The sequence below is a fragment of the Pacificibacter marinus genome (assembly GCF_900109555.1).
GTDB classification, from domain to species: Bacteria; Pseudomonadota; Alphaproteobacteria; order Rhodobacterales; family Rhodobacteraceae; genus Celeribacter; species Celeribacter marinus_C.
In genome coordinates this window covers 24,549-44,352 of the sequence record NZ_FNZV01000014.1, presented here as the reverse complement: position 1 = coordinate 44,352, position 19,804 = coordinate 24,549, and the positions used below count along the sequence as shown (strand labels likewise).

General features: G+C 54.4%; 18 protein-coding genes. 16 read left to right on the top strand and 2 right to left on the bottom strand.

Annotation, left to right across the window (positions count from 1 at the left end; genetic code table 11):
• Positions 1-16: 16 nt before the first annotated feature.
• From BM025_RS15695 to BM025_RS15660, 8 genes are read left to right on the top strand one after another with little or no spacing between them, the layout of a single operon-like run.
• Positions 17-517, top strand: a complete 501-nt coding sequence (locus BM025_RS15695; RefSeq protein ID WP_085850012.1) for a thiamine pyrophosphate-binding protein — start codon at positions 17-19, stop codon at positions 515-517.
• Entirely contained in the window at positions 514-1,122 is a 609-nt protein-coding gene (locus tag BM025_RS15690; protein WP_085850011.1) for a thiamine pyrophosphate-dependent enzyme, read from the top strand. Before BM025_RS15695 ends, BM025_RS15690 begins: the two co-directional genes overlap by 4 nt.
• Complete coding sequence (locus BM025_RS15685) at positions 1,122-2,642, top strand: GMC family oxidoreductase (RefSeq protein WP_085850010.1); 1,521 nt, start codon at positions 1,122-1,124, stop codon at positions 2,640-2,642. The genes BM025_RS15690 and BM025_RS15685 overlap by 1 nt, the downstream gene beginning before the upstream one ends.
• Positions 2,639-4,012, top strand: coding sequence for an amidohydrolase family protein (locus tag BM025_RS15680; RefSeq protein ID WP_085850009.1), 1,374 nt, complete (start codon positions 2,639-2,641; stop codon positions 4,010-4,012). Before BM025_RS15685 ends, BM025_RS15680 begins: the two co-directional genes overlap by 4 nt.
• The gene (locus BM025_RS15675) at positions 3,981-4,859 is read left to right on the top strand and encodes an aromatic ring-hydroxylating dioxygenase subunit alpha (protein WP_244515865.1); all 879 of its coding nucleotides are present in this window, start codon (positions 3,981-3,983) and stop codon (positions 4,857-4,859) included. Before BM025_RS15680 ends, BM025_RS15675 begins: the two co-directional genes overlap by 32 nt.
• Positions 4,856-7,930, top strand: coding sequence for a molybdopterin cofactor-binding domain-containing protein (locus BM025_RS15670; RefSeq protein ID WP_085850008.1), 3,075 nt, complete (start codon positions 4,856-4,858; stop codon positions 7,928-7,930). The genes BM025_RS15675 and BM025_RS15670 overlap by 4 nt, the downstream gene beginning before the upstream one ends.
• Complete coding sequence (locus BM025_RS15665; protein ID WP_085850007.1) at positions 7,927-8,394, top strand: (2Fe-2S)-binding protein; 468 nt, start codon at positions 7,927-7,929, stop codon at positions 8,392-8,394. The genes BM025_RS15670 and BM025_RS15665 overlap by 4 nt, the downstream gene beginning before the upstream one ends.
• Positions 8,391-9,899, top strand: coding sequence for an aldehyde dehydrogenase family protein (locus BM025_RS15660; RefSeq protein WP_085850006.1), 1,509 nt, complete (start codon positions 8,391-8,393; stop codon positions 9,897-9,899). The genes BM025_RS15665 and BM025_RS15660 overlap by 4 nt, the downstream gene beginning before the upstream one ends.
• 14 nt (positions 9,900-9,913) lie before the next feature.
• On the opposite strand, the gene add is transcribed toward BM025_RS15660, so the two are convergent.
• Positions 9,914-10,945, bottom strand: coding sequence for an adenosine deaminase (gene add / locus BM025_RS15655; RefSeq protein WP_085850005.1), 1,032 nt, complete (start codon positions 10,943-10,945; stop codon positions 9,914-9,916).
• Positions 10,946-11,129: 184 nt separating this feature from the next.
• Positions 11,130-11,897: a DeoR/GlpR family DNA-binding transcription regulator gene (locus BM025_RS15650; protein WP_085850004.1), complete on the bottom strand. Its 768-nt coding sequence runs from the start codon at positions 11,895-11,897 to the stop codon at positions 11,130-11,132.
• A 189-nt stretch (positions 11,898-12,086) separates the two neighbouring features.
• On the opposite strand from BM025_RS15650, the gene BM025_RS15645 reads away from it, so the two are divergent.
• From BM025_RS15645 to phnD, 8 genes are all read left to right on the top strand, one after another.
• The gene (locus BM025_RS15645; protein ID WP_085850003.1) at positions 12,087-13,058 is read left to right on the top strand and encodes an ABC transporter substrate-binding protein; all 972 of its coding nucleotides are present in this window, start codon (positions 12,087-12,089) and stop codon (positions 13,056-13,058) included.
• Positions 13,055-14,761 (top strand): ABC transporter permease, encoded by a 1,707-nt coding sequence (locus tag BM025_RS15640; protein WP_085850002.1) that lies wholly within the window; start codon positions 13,055-13,057, stop codon positions 14,759-14,761. Before BM025_RS15645 ends, BM025_RS15640 begins: the two co-directional genes overlap by 4 nt.
• Positions 14,749-15,825 (top strand): ABC transporter ATP-binding protein, encoded by a 1,077-nt coding sequence (locus BM025_RS15635; protein WP_085850001.1) that lies wholly within the window; start codon positions 14,749-14,751, stop codon positions 15,823-15,825. The genes BM025_RS15640 and BM025_RS15635 overlap by 13 nt, the downstream gene beginning before the upstream one ends.
• Positions 15,818-16,900 carry an MBL fold metallo-hydrolase gene (locus BM025_RS15630; RefSeq protein WP_170842208.1) on the top strand — a complete coding sequence of 361 codons (1,083 nt, stop codon included), beginning with the start codon at positions 15,818-15,820 and terminating at the stop codon, positions 16,898-16,900. Before BM025_RS15635 ends, BM025_RS15630 begins: the two co-directional genes overlap by 8 nt.
• The gene (locus BM025_RS15625) at positions 16,897-17,472 is read left to right on the top strand and encodes a histidine phosphatase family protein (protein ID WP_244515863.1); all 576 of its coding nucleotides are present in this window, start codon (positions 16,897-16,899) and stop codon (positions 17,470-17,472) included. The genes BM025_RS15630 and BM025_RS15625 overlap by 4 nt, the downstream gene beginning before the upstream one ends.
• A complete protein-coding gene (locus tag BM025_RS15620; RefSeq protein ID WP_085849999.1) occupies positions 17,460-17,906 on the top strand; it encodes a phosphatase domain-containing protein in 447 nt (148 codons plus the stop codon). The genes BM025_RS15625 and BM025_RS15620 overlap by 13 nt, the downstream gene beginning before the upstream one ends.
• Before the next feature lie 109 nt (positions 17,907-18,015).
• Positions 18,016-18,834: a phosphonate ABC transporter ATP-binding protein gene (gene phnC, locus BM025_RS15615; protein ID WP_085849998.1), complete on the top strand. Its 819-nt coding sequence runs from the start codon at positions 18,016-18,018 to the stop codon at positions 18,832-18,834.
• Between the two features lie 59 nt (positions 18,835-18,893).
• Positions 18,894-19,802, top strand: a complete 909-nt coding sequence (gene phnD, locus BM025_RS15610; RefSeq protein ID WP_085849997.1) for a phosphonate ABC transporter substrate-binding protein — start codon at positions 18,894-18,896, stop codon at positions 19,800-19,802.
• Positions 19,803-19,804 lie beyond the last annotated feature (2 nt).

Sequence of the window (19,804 nt, the reverse complement as noted above, 5' to 3'; positions counted from 1 at the left end):
GGAAAGTGACCCTGCTATGAAGCAAAGCGCTGTTGATGCGGTTATTCGCGGGTTGAAACGGGCAGGTGTTAGCATCGTATGCTACTTGCCAGATTCGCTCTTTAAAGAACTCTATCCGGCTCTTGATGCCGATCCAGACATTCGCACCATTCAAGTCACAAACGAAGGCGAAGGGGCCGCAATTTGTGGCGGTATTTTCCTGTCAGGCAAGCGTGCCGCACTTATCATGGAAAACTCTGGCCTGCGTGCCTCGGTCGAACCTCTAGCTCGAATGGGGCTTGGCGCGGGTATTCCCGTGGTCATGCTCATGTCCTATCGCGGTGATATGGGCGAAAACAACTGGTGGGCTGTGCCGCACGGCGTCACGATGGAACCTGTCCTGCAAGCCTTGCGCATTCCTTACACAGTTGAGCGCGAAGAAGACAAAATCGAGCAAGCCATATTTGACGCCTACGAATTGGCCTATTCATCTTATTACCACACGGCGGTGGCACTTTCGGGGAGCATCGTACGATGAAACGTTTTGATTGCATGACAAAGCTGGCCGCACGGTTGGAAAATGAACTCGTTATCCTGTCACTCGGCGCATCTGTAGACGAATGGTATAATGCAGCCCCCCATATGCGCAAAGCATCGCTGTTTCAGCAACAACTTGGTTGCGTCACACCGCAAGCTTTTGGTCTTGCTGTAGGTCTACCAGATCGTCAAATTGTGTCGCTTGATACAGACGGTGGGATGCTGTTCAACCTCGGTATTTTGCCCACGCTGGGCAATGAAAGCCCTAAAAATCTGTTTGTTGTGGTTTGGGACAACGAGCAATATCAATCCATCGGTGGACCCAAAACCCACACGGCCTCTGGAACTGTTGATCTTGCCGCGATGGCACAAGGCGCAGGCATTAAAAACGCCTACATCGCCCGCACGGTTGAAGAATTTGATGCCCATTGCGAAGCAGGACTTGCAGCAAACGAGCCTTATGTGGTGATCGCAAAAGTGTCAGGCACCGTGCAGCCCGAAATCAAGCGTAAACATTCAGATGGTCGCGAAGATAAATACATTTTCGTGCGTCATGTCGAAGCCACCGAGGGCATTACAATCATGGGCCCATCGGAGCACAACTGATGAGCACTTACGACTATATTGTCGTCGGCTCAGGCAGCGGTGGTGCCCCTGTGGCACGCCGCTTGCTTGATGCCGGCGCAGACGTCGTCGTCGTTGAAGCGGGCCGTTCAACCTTTGGCGTGCCGGACATAGAAGACCCCGCCAGCTGGTTTGGTTTGCAGTCTGGCGCATGGGATTGGGGCCACCAGTATCAGCCAACACCTCGTGTTTTAGACCGCGACATCTCTATTCCGCGCGGCAAGGGGCTTGGCGGCAGTTCGGCAACCAACGCTATGATGTGGTATCGCGGTGTTCCTGCAGATTATGACCGTTGGGATGCGACTGCGCCGGGATGGGGGTGGGACGACTGTCTGCCTGCATTCCAAGCGTGTGAAACGTGGCATGGCGCAGCGTCGCCAACACGTGGTGCCACTGGCCCGATGCACATCACGCCCCCCGACCCTAATCATCCATTAACCCAAGCCATGCTCGACGGCGGCCGCGATATGGGGCTGCCCGTCAACGCCGATCCCAATGGGCCTGAACCTCTTGGTGTTGCGCTCGCCAATTTCAACATCGCGCCGGACGGCAAACGGTGGACTTCGGCGCAAGGATACCTTGAACCGGTGATGGATAGGCTCACGGTGCTCACGCAAACCACCGCGACAGAAGTGTTGTTTACCGGTGATCGTGCCACTGGCCTGCGGGTTTTTCGCAATGGCACCGAACAGATTTTGACTGCGCGCAAAGGTGTTGTTCTATCTGCCGGAGCGCTGGAAACACCGCGCATTTTGATGCTGTCTGGTATTGGACCAGAGGCAGAACTGGCGCGCCATAGATTGAAATGCCGTGTTCTCGCGCAAGGCGTGGGCGACAACCTACAAGACCACCCTTTGGTGCGGGCACTGAACTTTCGCGCAAACCGACCGCTTGGCCCAATGAAAGGCAATGGAGGCGGCACCCTGACCATTTGGAAATCAGACGATGCACTTGCGCAAGCAGACCTTTTAGCTTTTCCAGTGCAAGGGCGCTCAGGCGTACCTGCCCTTTGGGACGCGTACGATCTGGACGGAGACGTTTTTGCCATCGGCCTTGGCGTGATGCGGTCGTTTTCCAAAGGCTATGTGCGACTGACAGGCACAGCACCAGATGCACCTTTAGAGGTACAACCAAACCTTTTGGCCGATCCGCGTGACCTCAAAGCGCTGATGTCAGGGGTTGAATTCCTACAAGACATGGTGGCCACCCAAGGCTTTGCGCCTCTGTTTAAAGACTACGCCGCCCCTGACACGAAAGTCAGCGGCAAAGACACTGAAACCTTTGTACGCCGTGCATGTTCCACGTTTTTTCACTGCGTTGGCACCGCACGCATGGGGGCAGACGACGATGCCCCTGTAACTCCACGCCTCGCGGTGCGCGGCACGACGGGTCTGTGGGTCGCGGATGCTTCGGTGATCCCTGAAATCCCTGCCTGCCACACGCACGCGCCTGTCACGATGATCGGCGAACGCGCCGCCCAATTCATACTGGAGACCATATGAGCACTCTCATCCTAACAGCCGAAGCCGTTGTCACCATGGACGATGCATTGACCGTCATCCCCAACGGCGCCATTGCCATCAGCGCAGATACGATCACAGCCGTGGGCAAAAAGGCCGATATTCTAGCCGCCTATCCCGATGCCAAAGTCAAAGATCTGGGGCGCGCCGTTTTGATGCCCGGTTTGATTAACACCCATGCGCATTCCGGCTTTTTGCGGGGCACAGCCGAACAACTACCAGTGTGGGATTGGCTGAGCCAGCACATCAACCCGATGCACCGCATGTTGCAACCTGAAGAAGCCGAGGCCTCAAGCTATCTTGCCTACGGGGAAAGTTTGCTGGGTGGCACGACAACTTTGGTGGATATGTGGCGTTATATGGATGGGTCCGCACGCGCCGCTGAAGTTCTGGGTAACAGGCTGATCGCCGTGCCTTATGTGGGCGAACACCCTGATTACAACTATTTCGATACGCTTGATATGAACGAAGCCCTGATCAACGATTGGCATGGCCAAGCAGACGGGCGGGTCAATGTTTGGGTCGGGCTTGAGCATCTGTTTTATTCCGATGAAGCAGGCCAACAGCGCGCTATTAATATGGCGAAAAAATACAACACAGGCTTTCACACCCACTCGTCTGAGGCCAAGATCGAAAAACAGGCCTATGTGGATCGATACGGTAAGAAGCCGATGCATGTCTTTGAAGACTTGGGGTTTTTCGAAACACCGTGGACTCTGTTTGCTCATGCCGTCTGGTTGGATCAAGACGAAATTGAATTGATCTCACAGCACAACGTATCCGTCGCGCACAACCCTGTATCGAATATGAAACTCGCCTCAGGGATCGCGCCTATTTCCGATATGCTGGCGCTTGGCGTGCCTGTGGGCATTGGCACCGATGGCGAAAAAGAAAACAATAACTTTGATATGTTCGAAGAGATGAAAGTCACGTCTCTTTTGGGCAAGCTGCGCCATCACGATGCGGCAGCTATGGACAGTTGGCAGGTTCTTAAAATGGCAACGTCTCTTGGGGCCAAAGCCGTGGGGCTTGGCGATGTAACTGGCTCAATCGAAATTGGGAAAAAGGCCGATATCATTGCTGTTAATGGCAACCAACCGCGGATGACCCCTTTTCATCCCGATGGTCCGTGGTTCAACCTTCAACACAATCTCGTTCATGCGGTGCGGGGCAGCGATGTGACGATGACCATGGTCAACGGCCAGATTGTTGTGGACGACGGAAAACTGGTCACTGGCGATATGGATGAAATCATTGATCGGGTGCACTTCCTGTCACCCGGCTTGTTCACCCGCCGCGCAAAATGGCTGGCCGAAAACGATGGCGCAACCAAACAATGGACAGATGATTGATATGGCCCGCACCACAGACAAAGCCGCGCTGAATGAATGGTACGCCGTTGCATCGCTAACGGATTTAGACACATCCGAAGACACGCTTTTGCTTGGGCAAAAGATCACCGTAGGTCCGGGGCAAAGCGTCACCTGTGACGGCGCGCCCCTTGCGGTGCGTGAAAAATACGGCTGTCTTTGGACCACACTTGGCACGCCTAATGGCGAAATCTTTGACATCGAAGAAGCGGCAGAGACCACACGCCGATTTGTGCCTTGTGGTTGGGTCAAAATGCGCGCTTCTGGCTTGCGTGTCGTGGAAAACTTTCTCGATATGGCGCATTTCCCTTTCGTGCACGCAGATATTCTTGGGTCAGAGCCGCATACCGAAGTGTTACATTACACCACCGAAATCCGTCGCGATGTCGATGAGGTCTGGGCCACAAACTGCAAGTTCTTTCAACCCCAGATGACCGCCACACGGCCAGAGGGCGAGTTTGCTCAATTGGTCTACCGCGTCCCTGCCCCGTTTATCGTCATGCTCTACCGAACAGTGCCTGACACCGACGGAATGCAAGATGCGATAGCGCTGTTCATCCAACCTATGGAAGAGGGCCTGTGCCGTGCGCAACCCGTCATGTATTTGACGGATCAAGCATCAACGCACACCGAATTGCTGCGCTTTGAACAGGTCATCTTTTTACAAGACCGCATCATTGTTGAAAACCAACGCCCTCTACTGTTGCCAATGGAACCTCGCAGCGAAATACCCACACGCGCAGACGGATCATCCATCGCGTATCGTCGTTGGCTTAAAGAAAAGGGCCTGACATACGGCACAACACTGCCAGAAACTGATGTAGCATGAAAATACTCCACCCAAAAACGCTGGATGCTACCTTGGACGCGATCAAAGCAGGCGCAACACCGGTTGCTGGCGGCACAGCTTTACAGATGCAATGGTCGCAAGGGGCTGAGCGCCCTGAAATTATGGTCAACATCGGCCCACTTTTGCCCTGTGGCATCAGCCATGCCGACGATGGAAACATCACCATCGGTGCCGCCACAACGCTAGACGCCATCCGGCAAGGCCGCGTGCCTTTGCTGTCAGATGCAGCCCGCGATGTGGCGGCCCCCAATATCCGCCGTTTGGCGACACTTGGTGGCACCATCGGCTTTGGCGCTGGTTGCCTTTTGCCCGCGCTGCTGGTGCTGGATGCAAAGGTCACGACGACACAAGGAACACTGCCTCTTTGTGACTATTTGACCGCGCCCACTGGGCTAATCTTGTCGATCACGATCACCCCCGCGCAACGCCATTTCTGGTGCAAAACCGGACTTAGGGCCGCGTTCACCCCTGCGATTATCGTTTCCGCGGGGGCTTTGGACATTTCAGATGGTGTTATTGTCAAATCCCGTCTTGCTGTTGGGGGCGGAGTGGTGACCCCGCAGCGTTTGAACACCGTCGAACACTGGCTTGTTGGTCAGTGCCCCGATGATTTGGACCCTGCCGCGCTGTGCGAACGGATAGACCAAAACGTTCAAGCCCCAAGTTGTGCCTTTCGCACGGCCACCTATCGCCGCCGCGTTGCTGCGCTCGCGCTGGCTGAAGGTATTCTGCACGGCACTGCCAAGGCCACAAAGCGCAAACCCCCAGCTCGCCCTTTGCCGCATCCTGATGTGAAAACACCACCCGTTTTGACCACTTTATCACGCAACGCTGGCGGGGATCGTTGGCACACCCGACCAGACATGCCCGCCAAAGTGCGCGGCACCATGCCGTATCTTACAGATCACCGCGAAGACGGAATGTTGATCGCGCGCATTCTACGTGCTGCACACCCTCATGCTAAAATACGATCCATCGACACCACAGCCGCGCAAGCTTTGCCTGGTGTGCATGCCGTCATCACCCATAAAGACGTACGCGGTCTCAATCGGTTTGGTATTTTGATGCAAGACCAACCCGCTTTTTGCTCTGACAAAGTCCGCTATATCGGTGATACAGTTGCCGCTGTTGCGGCTGAAACAGCGGCCATAGCCGAGGCCGCTTTGGCGTTGATCAAAGTTGACTATGAACCGCTTGCGCTTGTCACTGATCCCGAAGCGGCGCTGATGGATGATGCCCCAAAAGTTCATTCAGACAGCAATCTTATCAATGATATCAAGCTAGAACGCGGTGATGTCGATGCAGCCTTTGCGACGGCTGCGCATGTTGTTGAAGACACCTATGTGACCCCACGCCAGATGCATGGGTTTATGGAAACCGAAGGCGGCTGGGCCGCGCCAGATAAAGATGGGTTGCTCGTCTGTGTTGGTGGCCAACATGGCGCACGTGATCGATTGCAACTGGCGCGCATTTTGGACATTCCACAAGAAAAACTGCGCATCATCACCTCGCCCATTGGCGGTGGATTTGGCGGAAAAGACGAGTTGACGGTTCAGCCTGCTCTTGCCCTCTTGGCACAAAAAACGGGCCGAAAAGTGCGCCTACAACTATCACGCGCTGAAAGTGTTGCGGCAGGCACCAAACGCAATCCGATGCGTATCCGAATGCGCACGGCATGCGACGCCAAAGGCAAACTTGTTGCACAGCAGGTCGATCTTATCTCGGATTGCGGCGCCTATGCGTCTTTGTCGCCCAGCGTGACTGAAACCGCTATGGAACATTGTGCAGGCCCTTATGAAATCCCGAACATCCGCACACGCGGGCGCACCGTATATACAAACAACGGGGCTGGAGGGGCGTTTCGCGGATTTGGCAGCAACCAGATGACATTTGCGGTCGAATGCCAACTTGACCGTTTGGCTCAAAAGGTTGGGCAAGACCCCGCAAAGATACGCCGCCTCAACATGCGCATGCCGGGCACGCCAGGGTATTTGGGGCAAACGATCGCCCCAACCGAACGGTTGCATGAAATGCTGGATGCAGCACAAGCCTCTGATATTTGGAACGATTTCGATGTTGAGCCAGATGAAATTGCGGGCGTTGGCATGGCTTTGATGATGCAAGGCACGGGGCTGGGCACCATTCCCGATGACACAGCGCATTTTGCTCTGCGTCTGCAAGATGGCAAGATCGAAGCCCTCTGCGGTCTTGACGAAATGGGGCAAGGTTTGATCGTGTCTTTACATGCCGCTGTGTCAGATAAAATCGGGTGCGACCGTGCAGATATACGGGCTGTTTTTGGCGACACGGGGCGCGCGCCAGACAGCGGATCGACCACTGCTGCGCGCGGTGGTTATGTGGTGTGGCGCGGAGTTGAAAACACCGCCCCAACTCTTGCAACCAAAATCATCACTGCGGCGTCTGATCGGTTGGGCTTGTCGCCCGAACGGCTCAAAATCGTCCCAGGCGGAGTAGCGGACATCACCGCCAATGCTCCAATTCCGCTTGTGAGCTTTAGCGAGCTTGGGGACTTGGAGGCTGTCGAAACCTTTTTTGAATTTCCTAAATCCGATTACACCAAATCCAATGCCCGCTTTATTTTTACCTATGCCGTGACTTTAGCACGCGTGGCTGTGAATCGCATAAACGGCACCGTGCGCATCGCGCGGCTTGACCTTCACACAGCCGCGGGTCCCGTGATTGATATGGCCGCCTATCTTGGGCAGATGGAAGGCGCTTTGGTACAAGGTGCGGGCATGACCCTAACCGAAGATGCTATGATGCAAGATGGGCAAATGGTGACGAAAAACTTTGACACCTATACCATGCCATCCATCCGCGACACGCCCAGCGAAATCGTCGTGACCGCCCATGAAAGCTTGGACGCAGGCGATCCTTTCGGCCCGCGTGGTGTCGGCGAATTGGGGATCACGGGCGTGACGGCTGCAATCGCAAATGCAGTGGCTGACGCTGTGGGACAATGGCCGACGGTTACGCCCTTTGCGCCACAAGATATCCTAACCATGATGACAAAGGGCGCGCGCACATGAGCATCACCTTTACCCTCAATGGATCCCCTGCAACTTTGCAACAAGATGAAACCCTTGCCAGTGCCCTGCGCGAGCGACTAGGTGACACGGCTGCCATCAAAGTGGCCTGTGACATCGGACGATGTGGTGCCTGTACGGTGTTGCTTGACGGTGCCCCCATGAACGGATGCCTTTTGATGTCTTGGCACGTTGCAGGGCGCGAAGTCACCACAATCCAAGCACTGGACACCCTTCCCATCGGGGCCACACTCGCGCAAGCAATGACCGAAGAAAATGCATTTCAATGCGGGTATTGCGCCCCCGGTGTAATGATGAGCCTTGCCGGACTTTTCACAACCACGCCAGACGCCAGCGACGAGGTCATCCGCGAAGCGCTTGAGGGAAATATATGTCGCTGCACAGGGTATCATTCCATTCTACGCGGCGCTGCGCGGGCCCGTGATCTCATCAAGGAAATAAAATGAATTTTAGTCTCAATCCACAGTCTCCAAAAACCGAAGCAGCGCGCCAGTTCTTGAAAACCGGCCCTAAATCGGTGTTGATCGGTGCCGAGTGGCAGGTGCTAGATGACCAATTCGACACCTTTGATCCCGCCACAGGCACCCGTCTTGCCACTTTGTCACGCGCTGGCGCATCACATGCTGACGCGGCTGTGGCGGCAGCGCAGGCGGCATTGGAATGTCCAGATTGGGCAAACATGCTGCCTGCCGCACGGCAAGCGTTGCTGTGGAAGATCGCCGATCTTATTGATGCCAACGCAGATGAATTGGCCGAACTGGAAAGCCTTGATCAAGGCAAAACATACGCCACGGCCCGTTTTGCGGAAATCCCAGCCTCGGCTGCGCAATTTCGCTATTACGCTGGTTTTGCAACAAAAATACACGGTCAAACCATCACCCCATCGATAGGGTACGCCCCAAAGGGCAAACAGGTCATGGCCTATACTCGCCCAGAGCCTATCGGTGTGGTCGCCGCCATTACACCGTGGAATTCACCCCTGTTGATGGCTGCAATGAAACTGGCCCCCGCCCTTTGTGCCGGTTGCACTGTCATTTTGAAGCCTGCGGAAGAAACGTCTTTGACCGCAATACGACTGGTGGAACTGATGGTTCAAGCGGGCCTGCCATCTGGAGTCGTGAATTTACTAACCGGCTATGGTCATGATCTTGGAGATGCTCTGGCGAAACACCCCGGCGTGGCCAAGGTGGCGTTTACCGGATCAACGGACGTTGGGCGTATTTTGCTTAACTCGGCGCGTGGAAACTTGAAAAAGCTCACATTGGAACTGGGCGGAAAATCCCCCGCCATCGTCATGCCGGACGCAGATATGTCGCTGACGGTGCTGGGCGTGGCGCGCGGTATTTTTGCAAACTCTGGTCAAGTGTGTGTCGCCGGATCACGCATATACGTGCACCGCTCGGTCGCCGATCAATTCACCGAACAATTGGCAGCCCAAGCGGATGCTTTGACACTCGGTCACGGCCTTGATCCCAAAAGCGACCTTGGCCCATTGGTCAATGAACAACAGGCGCAACGCGTTGCACGATATGTTGATGCGGGGCGTGCGGCAGGGGCGGAAATTATCGCAGGCGGCACGCGCATCCCAGATGCACCAGCCTTTTATCGCCCCACAGTGATCGCAAATGTATCCCCTGACATGCCTTTGATGCGCGAAGAAATATTTGGCCCCGTGACCGCAATCACTCCGTTTGATGAGGTCGATGAAGTTCTCGCGCTCGCAAATGACACGGACTACGGCTTGGCCGCCTCAGTCTGGACCCAAGACCTTTCCGCCGCGCACCGCCTGTCCGCAGGCATCCGCGCGGGAACAGTATGGGTCAATTGTCACAGCTATTTCTCGCCAGAATTGCCCAAAGGTGGCTTTAAGGCCTCAGGATGGGGCGCTGAAAACAACGCGGCAGGCCTATCCAATTATCTCGAAGAAAAAACGGTTTGCATGGTGATTTGACCCACAATGGTGATTTAACCCACATATGTCGCGATCAAATCATCAATCTCGACCGCCCAATTTTTTGCCAGTGCGACACGCTGATCTTGCGACAGCCAACTGCCTTGGATGCCTTGCAGAATTGACGCTTTAATATCCGCCAAGGTGAACCCCATATCACGGTAAGCGATCTCATATTCTTGCGCCAATGTGGTGAAGAAAAACGGCGGATCATCAGAATTGATCGTTACATTTAGTCCAGCCTCTTTCATCTTGCGGATAGGGTGATCGGGGTCGGTGAGATCGCGCCAATGCGTTGTGTATTTTGTCGTACTTGGGCAGCACGTAAACAAGATTTGCGCCTCGCGACATCGTGCCACCAAGGCTGGATCATCCATCACCGCATAACCGTGATCTATCCGGCGGCATCCAAGTGCATCCATCGCCCCCGCAACATAGGCGGCAGGCCCACCTTCACCGGCATGGGCCGTCACCTGATATCCCGCAGCACGCGCACGATCATAAAGCGGCGCAAAGGGATCAGGCGGATACGGCGCTTCGAAATAATCCAGCCCCACGCCCGCCATGTCATCCCCGCCCAATTGTGCACAGGTATCGAAATAGACTTCGGCGGCCTCAGGCCCCAATTCACGATTGATCCCTGGCGCCATGAAACACGATATACCCAACGCATCACGTGCCTCAGCCATGCCACGACGGATACCGCGAAATTGTACATCGAAAGAGACATCATGCGCGTGGGGACTGATGAAAAACTCAACATGGCGCGCCCCCGATACTGCGCAATCCTCAAGCATTTCATAGGTAACGCGATGGAAATCATCCGCACTTAAAACGACGCCTGCGATGGCCGTGTAGGCGTTTAAAAACTTGGCCAAATCATCATAATCGTACAAATCGGCAAGGTCTTGCCCCGGTTTGAGCAACGCCACACCATTCTTCTGCGCCAACTCAAACGCAGTCTCAGGCCGAATTGATCCCTCAAGATGAAGGTGCAATTCAGCTTTTGGCAATCGGCGAAAAAAGTCGGTTGAGATATCAATCATGTTGGCTTTGTCCTGTTAAAGCATACCTTGCGATACACACTGACACGGACAGAATTCTAGCCAAAACAAAATAGTCTATAATATTAGCTTCGCCTGATAAATGACTGCTTTTGTTGCGATATCAATCAAATTTCAAGCAATTTCATACATGTCAAACAGCACGAACACTGACATGCGACAGGTGCTAAACCTCAAGTATGTCACAGGTCGTTTCTTGCGCGGCGCGATGTAAATTTTCGGGCAATTTTCCGCCGCAAATGACACGCTCCATCGCATGAAGTTGCCCCCAGCGGTGTGGCGCTTTTCGACCGCACTTTGCATGATCAATGACAAGGGTTCGCTCTTGCGCACAGCCTGAAATTGCTTGACGCGCGCGAATTTCATCAAGATTAAAATCAAGCAGATCGCCTGTCTCTGAGATCCCACCAACTGAAAAGACGGCATGATCGAACTGCAATCCTTCAAAAAACTCACGGCTTTCAGCACCGATAAAATCCATATCGCGCAGCCGCACATCGCCTCCTGCGAGCATAATTTTGATGTCTTCCGCCATTCTGAGCGCCATCACCACATGAATATTATTGGTCGCGACAGTCAGACCAACGTGCCCGACAAGTGCCCGTGCCACGGCTTCAACCGTCGTTCCTGTCCCGAGCGCCACAGTGGACCCGTTTGGGATAAGCTTTGCCATCGCCGCACCGATCCGCGCTTTTTCATCGCGCGAGACGGTCAAACGTGGTTGATAATCAATGTTTTCGCTCGCGGTCGCTAAGGTCACCCCACCGTGGCGACGGCGGACAAGACGTGCTTCATCAAGAGCGCGCAAGTCCGTGCGTAGCGTTTGAACCGTGACCTCCAACATGTCAGACAGAGCAGATGTAGACAGCTCTCCGTAACTTGAAAGCAAGTTTACAATGCGGTCGCGTCGACGTGCTGTCTCAGAAATACTCATGTTCGTTCGAAACCTATAAAATTGCAGTGTGAACAGTGTTTCATTCCCTTCGAATGAATTGCAATGTTCTTTTTTTATATATTTTAGCAAGTGTCATAGAGTTGTTATAAACGCGGTCTAGGTAGCCGATGAGAAACAAAACCACTTCAATTTCTCTTTCGAACGAAAGTAACAAATCAGGAGACTCTGATGTCACGTTCCCTTTTGACTGCCGCCATTGCCTTGGCGATCCCGACCTTGGCCAGTGCTGACACTTTAACGTTGTACACGTCACAACCCAATGCCGATGCGCAAATGACGGTTGACGCGTTTGAAGCGGCTAATCCGAATATTGACGTTGAATGGGTGCGCGATGGCACCACCAAATTGATGTCACGGGTCGCTGCCGAAATCGAAGCGGGTCAACCGCAGGCAGACGTTCTCTTGATTTCAGATATGGTGACACTTGAAGGTCTGGCCCAAGAAGGAAAATTGGCTGCTTATTCTTCAACTGAAGATGCCGCATATGACGCGTCCCTTTACAGTGCCGATGGCTATTACCACTCGACCAAATTGATCACGACAGGCATCGTTTACAACACTGGCGCGGACATGGTGCCAAGCTCTTGGGCTGATCTGGTTAAGCCTGAGATGGCAAATCTTGTTGCGATGCCATCACCACTTTATTCTGGTGCAGCTTTGATCCACCTCGCGACCCTGACGGGCACAGAGGGTCTTGGTTGGGAATACTATGAAGCTTTGGCCGCAAACAACACCCGCGCCGAAGGCGGCAATGGCGGCACATTCAAAGCCGTCGCAGCTGGTGAAAAACCTTATGGTGTGCTGGTCGACTTTTTGGCAATCCGCGCCAAAGCAGACGGTTCCCCCGTTGACTTCGTGATCCCCGAAGAGGGCGTGTCTTATGTGACCGAACCTGTCGCAATCATGGCGGGCACACAGCACATGGATGCAGCCGAAAAGTTTGTCGACTTCTTGCTCAGCGAAGCAGGTCAAAACCTTGTCGTTGACATGGGTTACATTCCGGCCCGCGACGGTGTCGATAGCCCCGAAGGGTTCCCTGCGCGCGGTGACATCAACTTGATGTCATTTGATCCAGCGCAGGCATTGGCAGACGCGCAAAGCAACAAAGAACGCTTTGCCAAGGTCTTTGGCGTTCAATGAACACGCTGCCTTTAACACGGAAAAGCAGCCGGTCTTTGGATCGGCTGCTGCCACTTATTTTTCTGCCCGTCGCTTTGATTGCGCTTGGGCCTGTCGTGCGCCTGTTACTAGAAGGCATCGGATTTGGCGATGGCTTTACCACCTCGCATCTGACGACGGTTCTGGCGCGCCCATCAACGGGAACAGCGCTCAACCATTCGCTGATCACAGCAGGCGGCGGAACGCTTTTGTCGATCTTGATCGGTGGGGCGTTTGCCTACCTTGTCGCGCTGACAGATATCCGTGGCAAAGGCGCTTTGGTCTTTTGCCTTATGGTGCCGATGATGATCCCGCCACAGATCACTGCACTGGCATGGATGCAAATGGCGGGTCCCTCGTCGACCCTGCTTAAAGTGGTTGGTCTTGCACCGCCCTTAGGCAGTCCTCAGCCACTGCATTCCCCCAGTGGCATCATTCTTTTGCTGGGTATTCAACATGCCTCTTTGGTCTTTTTGACCCTACGCGCCGGACTGCGCATGATCCCCGCCGATCTGGTCGAAGCCGCCCGCATGTCTGGCGCAGGACCTATGCGTGTTTGGGTTCAAACCGTTTTGCCGCTATCTATGCCCGCGCTCATCGCAGGCGGTGCTATGGCGTTTGTGACCGCTTTGGGCAATTTTGGCATTCCTGCGATGCTGGGTATTCCTGCAGGCTATGCGACGCTTCCGACCCTTATTTATCAAAGACTTGTCGGAATGGGCCCCTCTGTTTTGCCCGAAGTCGCTGTGCTTGCATTGCTCATCGGCGCGGTCGCCATTGTCGGCGTTTTGTTCAGTCGGTTTGTGTTGTCACGCCGTGGGTTCGGCCTTGTCGGGTTATCTGGTACTCCGCTGGCTCTTAACCTTGGTGCGGCGCGGCAGCCCGTTGAAATCGGGCTTTGGGTGTTCATCTTTGTGATCCTTGCCCTGCCCTTGCTTGCGCTTTTGGCGACGTCCTTGATCCCGGCCTATGGTGTGACGCTGAACTTTGGCAATGCCACGCTTGAGGCATGGAAAGAGGTCTTGATCACGCAACCTGTCACGCGGCGCGCCTATGGAAACTCGTTGATCCTTGCGACCTCTGCTGCTGCGGTTTTGTTGGCGATTTGTCTGCCTTTGGCGTGGTTGATGGAACGTCGAGCCACCCGTCTCAGTCGCCTTTTAGATGCGCTGATTGATTTGCCCTATGCCCTGCCCGGCGTTGTATTGTCGATCGCCTGTATCCTGACATTCTTGAACTTGCCGTTCACTGACCTGACACTCTATGGCACGATTTGGATCATTTTAATGGCCTATCTCGCGCGGTTCTTTGTGGTGATGCTGCGCCCGATCCAAGCCAGCATTGCGCAGCTGGACCCCGCGATGGAAGAAGCCGCCGCCAGTGTTGGTGCACATTTGGGACGGCGCTTGCGCGACATCGTGTTGCCGCTCGCAGCGCCCTCTGCGGCAGCAGGCGCAATCTTGGTGTTTCTCACTGCGGTCAATGAACTCACTGTATCCGCGCTGTTGTGGTCATCGGGCACAGAAACCTTGGGCGTGGTGATCTACAATCTAGAAGACAGCGGCGAAACGGTTATGGCTTCGGCCTTGGCTATGTCCATCGTGCTTCTCATCATTGTGCTTATGGGGCTGGTTCAGGCCGGATCAAACAAATTTCCAAAAGGGGTTATCCCATGGCAGAGCTGAATTTTTCCAATCTCTCAAAACAGTTCGACGGCGTCCCTGCGCTGCAAGACATCAATGCTCAGATTGCCTCGGGGGAATTTGTGGCACTGCTCGGCCCCTCAGGGTGTGGTAAAACCACGTTGCTGCGTTTGACAGCGGGGTTTGAACAACCCAGTGCTGGCACCATTGATCTTGGCGGTCAAACTGTGGCGGGGGAGCGCCAATTTGTGCCACCAGAAGACCGCGAGATTGGCATCGTATTTCAATCTTATGCGCTTTGGCCACACAAAAGCGTGGCAGCCAATGTAGCGTATCCTTTGGAAGTGCGCCGTGTGCCGCGCGCAGAGCGACAAAACCGCGTTTCTGAGGCTTTGACCTTAACGGGTCTCAGTGACTTTGCGGACCGTATGCCGTCGCAACTGTCGGGCGGACAACGTCAACGTGTCGCACTGGCCCGCTGTCTGGTGTTTGATCCCCGCGCTGTTTTGCTGGACGAACCGCTGGCCAATCTGGATTTAGCCCTGCGTGCCTCGATGCACGATGTGTTTTCAATGTTCCATCGCCGCACCAAAGCCACTATGCTTTATGTCACGCATGATCAGGGCGAAGCTTTGGCTTTGGCTGACCGTGTGGCCGTGATGCAAGCGGGTAAAATCCGGCAATTCGCAGCCCCCGAAACCCTTTACCGCGAACCTGTAGATTGCTTTGTGGCGGGGTTTGTCGGCGATGGGGCTGTGGTGCCTGTGCGGCGCACTGGCCGCGTCGATGGACACCAACCCGTTGTGAACGTTTTTGGTCAAGATGTGCGCGCGCGCAGCGCGACGACCGAGCCAAGCCATGTCAGCATCCGCCCCGAATCCATCACATTGCGTGATGATGCCGCAATCCGTGGACGTGTGATCAGTTGCACGTATCTGGGCGGGCGCTTTCGGTTGAGCTTGGACACTGCGGGCGAAACACTTGTCGCTTTTGCCACGCGCCGCGCCGCTATTGGCGAAACGGTTGGTATACACCTAGATGATCTGTGGGCATTTCATGATCCTGACAGCAACAGTTTGATGGCCAAGAGTTTGGCTTATGCGTGACACCAGCATAACAACCGCATGGATCGAAGTTCTGTCTGGTCTTGGCGAAAAAGGGCCCGCCTGCATCCGTCTGTGGACGGGGCAATCGTTATGGGTTCTGGATGTCGGCGTAGGTCCTGAAGAAACGTCCCCCTTCAATCCCAACTGGCTTGAGGGTGCGGATCGGGTGTTTATTTCACATGATCATATTGATCACATCGGCGGGGCGTCGCATGTCATTGCGGCCAACATTCCGATCCACTGTACCGCGCAAACCGCGCGTGCCCTGCCAGCGGGTGCGACCGTCGAAGTGCTGCCAGAAATCGGGCAAACGCGTATCGACAATGTGACCCTGACGACAGGGCGCAATGGTCACGCTTTGGGCGGTGTATGGTTTCATTTCGACTTGGGCGACGGGTTGTTTTTTTCCGGTGACTGGTCCGAAGAAAGTGAGTGGTTCGCTTTTGACACGCCGCCTCTTGCGCGCACGGCGCTTATCGATGCGTCCTATCATCTTGATGATGTTCCACAAAGCCAACGTCGTATTGCATTAGATCAAATGCTGACCCAAAACGCAGGACGCAAAATCCTATTCCCTGTGCCGCCATCAGGTCGTGCAGGGGAATTGGCCTTGCATTTGATGCGCCTTGGGAATGTGTCTTTGGATGAGACGTGCAAACAGGCAATCACCTGCGCTTTGCAAAGTGGCACCTTAAGCAGTGCAGCGCATCAGTTGGCCCCGTTGCTTGAACGCTGCTTTGACCCAACCGCACAGTTTTTGATCTGCGACACCCCCAATGCGGATGCAGGCATGGCTTGGCACATCGTACAAACATGGCGCGACGCGGGCCGTTTGGGACAGGATGCAACGGTAATTTTCACCGGACATATGACAGCCCATGCGCGTGACATCGCGGCACAGGGCGGGCATTTTTTGCGCTGGAATGTACATCCCCCACTGTCGGATCAAATCAAGATGATCCGCAACCTTGGCGCGCATCAGTATGCGCCGCTGTTTTGTTCCCAACCCGAAGAGTACGCGCTTGAACCACGCATCAAGGCGCGGCTTTTGCTGCATGAAAGATGTGTTTTATGATGCATCTGAAAACTGCATTCGTTGTAATCCGTCATGGTCAGACCGACGCCAATCGAGACGGGCGTATCGCGGGTCGAATTGAAGCGCAATTGACGCCTGAGGGTCGCAGTGCCGCATGCGCCCTGCCCGACTGGATGTGGCCCAAAACCATTTTGTTGTTTTCAAGCCCACAACAACGTGCCCGCGACACTGCACACCTTGGGTTTCCAGAACACGACCCCATTGTTTTAAACGGGTTGCGTGAACGAGATTGGGGGGTGTTTGAAGGACGCCCCGTGTCCGAACTTCCACCGCGAGACCAAACGCCCAAGGGCGGTGAGCCGTGGCCCGATATGTTGCAGCGTGTTGCGGATGCGGTGACGTTTGCCACCACCGAGGCGCAGCGGCACGGGCCATCTTGCTTGCCCGTTTTGGTTGCTCATTCAGGGGTTATTCGGGCCGTCCGTCATTTGACTGGTGGCACTGCGCATGGCCCTTCGCCGGTCAATACAACACCTTATCTTTTCGCCCCCGGCCTTGATGACTGGGATGCGCGCATACCAGACAAGAAAGACAAATCATGGATTGTGTAATTTTCGATATCGATGGCACTTTGGCAGAATTTGATGCCGATCGCTTGGGGCATCTTGTCCATGGGGACAACAAACAATGGCAGAGCTTTCACGAAGAGATGGCAACAGCGGCATTGATCGAACCTGTGGCACGGTTGCTGCATAAACTCAAAGCGCAGGGCGAGGCGATTGTGCTGTGCACAGGTCGTCCAGAAGGTTGGCGCGCCTTTACCCGCGCGTGGCTTGATCAGGTTGGGATCGCACATGATGCGCTATATCTGCGCAAGCCAGACGAAGACCATGCAAGTGATCCCGATGTGAAACGCTCGGCGTTGGAACGCATTCACTCAGATGGCTACCGCCCATGGCTTGTTGTTGATGACCGCAGTTCAGTTGTAACATTTTGGCGCGACGCTGGGCTGACCTGTCTTCAATGCGCCCCCGGTGATTTTTAAAACCACGGCATCCGATGCCAAGAATGTAGCCTGTCACAAAAGTTTCTCAAAGCAGATACAAAAGTGAAGCATACCATGACTATCGAGCCCCTAACACGGGGGTAACGCAATGTTGCGATTTGACAATATCACGAAAACATTTGGCGCAAATACCGCCGTTAAGGCTGCAAGCTTTGTTGTAGATAAGCCGATGATGATCGGCATTATCGGTCGGTCTGGCGCAGGCAAATCTACGCTGCTGCGTATCTTGAATAAACTGACAGATTCTACCTCGGGTGAGATTACGTTTGATGGCTTGAGCGTGACAGACTTGCGCGGAGCCGCAAAGCGCAACTGGCAATCACAATGTGCGATGATTTTCCAACAGTTTAATTTGGTGCCGCGCATGGACGTCGTATCCAACGTGCTGCACGGGACTTTGAACAGACGCTCGACAATGTCCACAATGTTCAACCTGTACCCAGACGAAGACATCCACAGCGCTATCGATATCTTAGAGCGCTTGGGCATTGCAGAACATGCGCCGAAACGCGCCGAGGCCCTGTCTGGCGGCCAGCAACAGCGCGTCGCGATTGCACGCGCTTTGATGCAAGATCCTCGCATTATTCTAGCGGATGAACCGATTGCATCGCTTGACCCAATGAACGCGCAGGTCGTGATGCAATCCTTGCGCGACATTCACGAACAAGACAACCGCATGGTGATCGCCAATCTACACACGCTCGATACTGCGCGACGCTATTGCGACCGCGTCATCGGTATGCGGGACGGCAAGATCGTTTTTGACGGAACACCAGAGCAGCTGACCACTGGCGCTGCGCGTGACATCTATGGAGCCGATGCAAGCTTCTCAGAAGCAACGACCTCCACCCAGATAGAAACAACGGAACCGGGCAATAAATTATTGGCCGACATCGCGGCGCATTAGTGCCAATCGTTTTACCTTTGCCCTCGCTTGGGGTGCCTTTAACCAAAGAGAGATCACAGATGAAAAAGATCATCGCACTTGCACTTATGACAACCACACTGTCCCACGCAGCTTTTGCTGATGGCCAAGCCATCGATGAATTCCGCATCGGCATTTTGGGTGGTGAAAACGCTCAAGACCGCATGAACAGCAACGAATGTTTGCGCAGCATGATCGAAGACGCTCTTGGCGTGCCAACAAAATTGTTTGCGCCAGCTGACTACAACGGCGTTATCCAAGGTCTTTTGGGTGGGACGATCGATTTGTCATTGATGGGCCCATCGTCTTATGCAGCGGTCCACATTGCTGACGAAAATGCAGTGTCTCCGATCCTTATCAAAGTGAACACAGACGGTTCCACCGGCTACTATTCAGTGGGCTTTGCGCGCGTTGATAGCGGCGTGAAATCACTCGAAGACATGCAAGGCAAAGTCTTTGGTTTTGGTGATCCAAATTCCACATCTGGTTACTTGATCCCATCCGTCGAAATCCCAACAACGACGGGCGCTTCAATGGAAAACGGTGCATACTTTGGTGAAGTTAAATTCACTGGCGGTCACGAACAAACAATCGTTGCTGTGAACAATGGCGACGTTGATGCCGGCGTGACTTGGACTGACGGCCAAGGCGAATGGGAAGACGGCTACACTTTCGGTGCGCTTCGCAAAGCCGTTGATGCGGGCTTGGTCGACATGAACGATCTGGTCGAAATCTGGCGTTCAAAATTGATCCCAGGCGAACCTGTTGTTCTACGCAACGCATTGCCAGATGACGTGCGCGCGACTGTGACAGGTATCATCGATACATTGGGTGAAACCGATCCTGATTGCGCAACAGCTCTTGCTGGTGGCGAAGTCAGCGGTTTCGATCCGATCACACACGATGCCTACACATCTATTGTTGCGGCACGTCTGGCAAAATCCAACTAAGT